3 protein-coding genes are annotated in these 3549 nt (G+C 35.8%); all 3 read right to left on the bottom strand.

The features are described from left to right. Window positions 1-353 precede the first annotated feature (353 nt). Window positions 354-929: a hypothetical protein gene (locus AB8B65_RS04015; protein ID WP_405299568.1), complete on the bottom strand. Its 576-nt coding sequence runs from the start codon at window positions 927-929 to the stop codon at window positions 354-356. 230 nt (window positions 930-1159) lie between these two features. Beyond that, the gene (locus AB8B65_RS04010; protein ID WP_405299567.1) at window positions 1160-2170 is read right to left on the bottom strand and encodes a hypothetical protein; all 1011 of its coding nucleotides are present in this window, start codon (window positions 2168-2170) and stop codon (window positions 1160-1162) included. 4 nt (window positions 2171-2174) lie between these two features. After that, on the bottom strand, window positions 2175-3549 hold a 1375-nt coding region (locus AB8B65_RS04005), incomplete at its 5' end, for a vWA domain-containing protein (protein WP_405299566.1).

Raw genomic sequence — 3549 nt, 5'->3', positions numbered from 1 at the left:
CGATCTTCAAAATACTTCTCGATACAAATTTGTTCCACAAATTAACTCGAAGTGACGGCATGTAATTTAAAGTCCAATAGTTTCTTTCAGCGAAGTAATTCAACATTTAAAATCTAACATTCAAAATTCAATTTGTTGATTCGTTTATTCGTTTATTCGTTTATTCGTTTATTTGAAAATTAAAATGTGTTATGAAACAATCTAAGAGCGCAAGCGATCTAACATCTAAAAGCAAAGCGATCCAAAAGCGTTAGCGGTCCAAGAGGCGAAGCCGATCCAAACAAAAAAACCTCATCCATAAAATAGATAAGGTCTTTTTGTCGCGTTCTCGTTCATTGGGTAACCAATTCATATTATGCGTTTTTTACGGTGATGTCTACTGCTTTTCCTGGCGCTAAGTCTTTTGTTACTTCTACTTTTTCAAGTTTTTCCATTAGCTTCATATCTACTTTCCATTCTCCATTTATAAGTAATGCTGCCTCATAAACATCGCCTTCTGTTGTTAATCTTACACGCAAACCATCATAGTTTGATTTGTATGCTTTTACAACACTTTCATAGTTTGCTTTGAACCATAACTCGGCTTCAACGGCTCTTTTTGCTAAAGCTTCTGGTGTTGATTCTCTTTTCTTTTGAGCTGCTACTGCTTTTGCCAATGTTTCTTGTAAAGCCAATTCTGCATTTGCAATACTGTCAGTTACACGAGCTGCTTCCATAGCTTCCATCAGTTTAATTTCGTTTTGTATTTTTGAATAGGCAATACAATCCTCCATTGCTTTTTCTTCAAATTGTGTCGTGGTTTCTTGTGCTACATTTTCTACTTTTTGTGGAACTGCTGCTTTTTCTGTTTTTACTTCTTTTGTGGAAGTGTTACAAGCTATTAATGTCATTGCTGCTACTCCTAATGTTGTGAATGTTGTACGTTTCATAATTGTTTATTTTAATTGTTATACTTGATTTATAGTTCAAATATGCGATGAAACGGACGAACAATTTGAGTAGCTTTAGTATTCGTTAGGACTTATCTAGAATTCGTTGTGGATTGGTGGAATTCATAATGTTTTCATCCAAAATCTTGTAAAAATTCTAAAATATAAACTTCAAAAAAAACCTTGAAAACACACTGTTTTCAAGGTTTTGTTCAGTCTTTTATGTTTTTTTACACCTTCGTATAACTAATACTATTAATTGTTACTGGCGAATATTCCATTTTAGCATCTTTCTTCATAATTGGTTGCATGACGCATAAAACGGTTGTTTTCCCTTTGATGAATAAAGTGTTCCCACGAACTTTTGTCAACCATCTGAATTTTTCTATTGGAATGTTGAACGCTTTGATTGTGCTCAATAAATTTTCATCTTCTGAAATCCAATCGATGATTTCTTGCGTGTTTTTAAAATTTGGAATGTCTTCTTTGGCTTCAAATTCAAATTCCCACTCCACAGGAATGTTGAAACGATACGTATATAATTCACCTGGCAATTGTTCGGCACGTGTTTTTAAAACCGTTTCCCAATCGGTTTTTACGTTCGGATATTTCTTTTTGAATTCCATTGCCAACGCTCTTGGTCCTGCCGAATGTGCCGTTGGATAATATCCATAATAGGTTTTTGCTAAATAATGTCCTGCATATTTTCCGCCAAAAACATTGAAAAATTCAGAAGCGTACAACGGAATGTCAACATCTGCGGTAAACGCTTTTTTTAGACTTTGTAAGAGTGTTTTATTTGCGCCCAATCCGCAAGAATGAAATATAATTTTAGTGTCTTTTCGTAAAAAATTATTCGCCAACGGCACTACTTCTTTCATTTGCAAAGCGTCTTCTAAAGTTGCCGCAGTAATTCGGTCACTTTCACTCGTTGTTTTCATTGATAAACCGCGCCAAGGATTGCTATGACTTACAATGTGAATATCTCCATATACATTCGCATCATAATGCAAACGCAACCATTTTAGAATTTCAGCCAAATTCTGCGCTTCTTCTACAACTTGACAATATTGATTGTTAAAGTAGTTTTTAGCATTTGCATAATACATATTATTACCTTCATCAAAACCTGCAATAAAGACTAACGATTGTGGTTTTTTAACTTCGTTTAGCGTTGTTTCAGTTCCCGCGAAAGCGGAAACCGAACAACACCATAACAATAAGAAACATAGCTTCTTCATCTGATTATTTTTTGATTGTAATTGTTACTTTTTCTCCCAAACTGAACACTTCGTTTACATCTAGTAAGTTGATTCGTTCTAGCAATACTTCGTTTAAAATCCAGCTGCCATTTACGAGAATTTCAACTTTTAAGATCGTTCCGTTTTTGTCCACTTCTACACGAATTCCATCATATTTTTTCAAATATTTTTCTACGATTTTTGTATAGTTTTCACGGAACCAAGTCGCTGCTTTTTCATTCACGTTTTTAGTATCAGCTTTGATCGTTTTTGTACGTTTTTTTCTTTTGATGAATGTTTTCCCTTTTACAGACGCTTCTGCTCCTACTGCGCTATTGCTAACATTTTTAGGCATTGGTAACGGTTGATTTATCGTTTTGCGCTTCCCGTTTTTGTTTACAACTTCATTGTCAACCGCCACAAACGATGTGTATTGTGTTACTAAATTGTATTTTAATCCGAGTTCAATAACTTTCTGTTTTGTATTGTCTCCAAAGCGTCTTTTGTAATCGTCCAGGCGTTCTATTTTTTTACGTGCCCATAAGTATTTAAGCGCTTCATTGTCTTTGCTTAACATGCCTTCTGCCACGCGGAATTCTTTTTGAAAAACGCCATTTCCTGTTTGTCCTGTAACGGTTAATGTTCCCTTAGCATCTCCTCTATATTTTCCAAAAACTAAAATTGGACGCGAAGCAAATACATCGGGAATGCTGCTTGGAGTGACGTCATACGCTTCAAAACCTTCTGCTTTGATACGAATTTGTGTCAGTAAAGGCGATTTTATATAGTTTCTGAACTTTTCTGCAACCGCATTAGCTTCGTTCATTTGTGTTGCAACAAACAATTCGCTGTTGCTTACTTTCGCCATTCCTTCTAGTAAATATCTGTTGACACCTGAACCAATTCCGAAAGTAAATACATTGGCTTGTCCTAAGTTTTTTTCAATCATTTCAAAAGCTTTGCGTTCTACACTTACGTATCCATCAGTAATTACGACCATTGATCGTGCGCTGCTGTTGTCCATTCGTGGCAATGCATACGCTGTATGAAGCGCATTGAGCAAACGTGTGCCACCGCCACTGTTGATATTCGTTAAAAAGTTGAGTCCTTTTTGAATGTTTTCTGGTGTACATGCCAACGGTTTTGGAGCTAATATACTTGATCCGCCTGAGAAAAATAAGATGTTGTAATGATCGGTTTCTGGAAGGTTTACCAATAAGTTGCGCAATAGTTTTTTGGACACTTCCATTGGTTCTCCGTGCATAGACCCTGAAACATCTACGACGAACAAATATTCTTTCGCTGCAGGTTTCATTTGTGCTGCGGCTGTTGGTGGTTCCATCATGTATGCGAAGAATTTTTCTCCTTCTTCTTCGTAG

Origin of the sequence: Kordia sp., from assembly GCF_045105435.1 — a bacterium.
In the GTDB taxonomy this organism is placed as follows: Bacteria; Bacteroidota; Bacteroidia; order Flavobacteriales; family Flavobacteriaceae; genus Kordia.
The sequence above is the reverse complement of the archived record's forward strand: the minus strand, read 5'-3'. Positions and strand labels throughout refer to the sequence as shown.